General features: G+C 41.7%; 1 protein-coding gene and 1 pseudogene. Both read right to left on the bottom strand.

Annotated features, from left to right (window positions below; all coding sequences use genetic code 11):
* Positions 1–147 precede the first annotated feature (147 nt).
* Positions 148–789, bottom strand: a pseudogene (locus AC2SLM_RS12745) (SLC13 family permease); the annotation flags it as partial.
* 47 nt (positions 790–836) lie between these two features.
* The gene (locus tag AC2SLM_RS12740; protein WP_486553195.1) at positions 837–1,655 is read right to left on the bottom strand and encodes an IS3 family transposase; all 819 of its coding nucleotides are present in this window, start codon (positions 1,653–1,655) and stop codon (positions 837–839) included.
* Positions 1,656–1,749 lie beyond the last annotated feature (94 nt).

The raw sequence follows: 1,749 nt of genomic DNA, 5'->3' as shown, positions 1-1,749 counted from the left end.
CATTTGAGTTTGAATATGAGAACGCCTTTCGAGTTTCATCAAAGTTATGGGTGTTCTGCATAGAAAAAACCAGATACACGGGGTATCTGGCTTGTTTTAAATCATCAACCTATTTTAGGACGAGACAATTGCCTATTTTCATCTTGTTTATAGCAAGAAGAAATACGCCCAACAGGCAACAACAATAGCCGCCACAATGTTTAATGCCATACCAACACGTACCATCTCTGACTGTTTGATCAGACCAGTACCAAACACAATAGCGTTTGGCGGTGTCGCTACTGGCAGCATGAAGGCACAAGACGCGCCGATACCAATAATCATCACCAATACTTCAGTCGGCAGGCCCATTTGTTCAGCAATGGCGACAAAAACTGGCACCAATAAAGCAGCTGATGCAGTATTAGACGCAAATTCTGTCAAAAAGATAATAAAGGCTGCAATCACTAACATCACTAAGAATAACGGTGTCGTCATTAAGGCATTCGCTACAGTCTCCCCCATTACAAGAGATGCACCCGATGCCTTTAAGATATTAGATAAGGCGATACCACCCCCGAATAGCATGAGCACGCCCCAATCGGTATTATCAGACACTTGCTTCCAAGACACCAAACCAAAGCTAACCACAGCTACAGCTGCTGCCAAAGCAATAATAGAGTCCATGTCACTGATATTAAGCATCTCACCTAATTTGCTACCAAATACCCATGATAAAGCGGTGGCCAAAAAGATAATAATCGTAATTACTCTAGGCTTGGTCCATGGAATATCCGGCTGATTAACGCTACTGATTGTAAATACCCCATTCTTAACACAACATCATCGTAGAATAATTAAGCCACCTGCCTGTACTCAGCAGGTGTCATATCATTAAGTGAATCATGGGGTCTTTCGGTGTTATAAACCTTGATCCATTCTTCAGTCAGCTTATTGACTTCATTTAAATCATTGAATAAATAACAATCCAAAACCTCATTGCGATAACTACGATTAAACCGTTCAATATAAGCATTCTGATAAGGACATCCAGGCTCAATATAGTCAATATAAATACCATGAGCTGATGCCCAGTCAGTAAACACTTTAGAGGTAAACTCACTGCCATTATCCACACGAATCTGCTTAGGATAGCCATGCCACTCGGCTAACTGGTCAAGGTAGCGAATCACTCGGAGTGAGGGAATACTGGTACCAATATCAATGCCGAGTACTTCGCGGTTATAATCATCAATCACATTAAAGGTGCGAAAGCGAATATTGTTGTATAGGCTGTCGCTCATGAAATCCATTGACCAAGTATGTCCCAATGCATTTGGTACACTTAACGGCTGAGGATTGCGTGTTGGTAGACGTCTTTTAGACTTACCACGTAGGTTTAAGTTTAACGCTGTATAAACACGATGTACGCGCTTATGATTCCATGAATAGCCAAGCTTGCGTATACGCTTAAAACACTTTGGGAAACCCCAACTATTGTGCTTATCTGTTAGCTCATTTAAAACCTCAATAATTTCACTATCATCAGATAGTTTAGGCTTATAGTAGTAAGCAGTTCGACTGATGCAGACGACCTGACAACTCAATGCAATACTGATACCATACTGCGCCTGTAACTCTTGCGCCCAGACTTTGCGCGCGAGGGCAGGCGCTATAGCTTTTTTATGATCTCTTCCTGCATCTGCGCTTTGAGGCTTAAATCAGCAAACATCTGTTTAAGCCTACGGTTTTCTTCTTCAAGCTCTTTTA

It is taken from the genome of Psychrobacter sp. CX16 (assembly GCF_057396245.1).
This window is presented reverse-complemented; position numbering and strand designations above follow the sequence as displayed.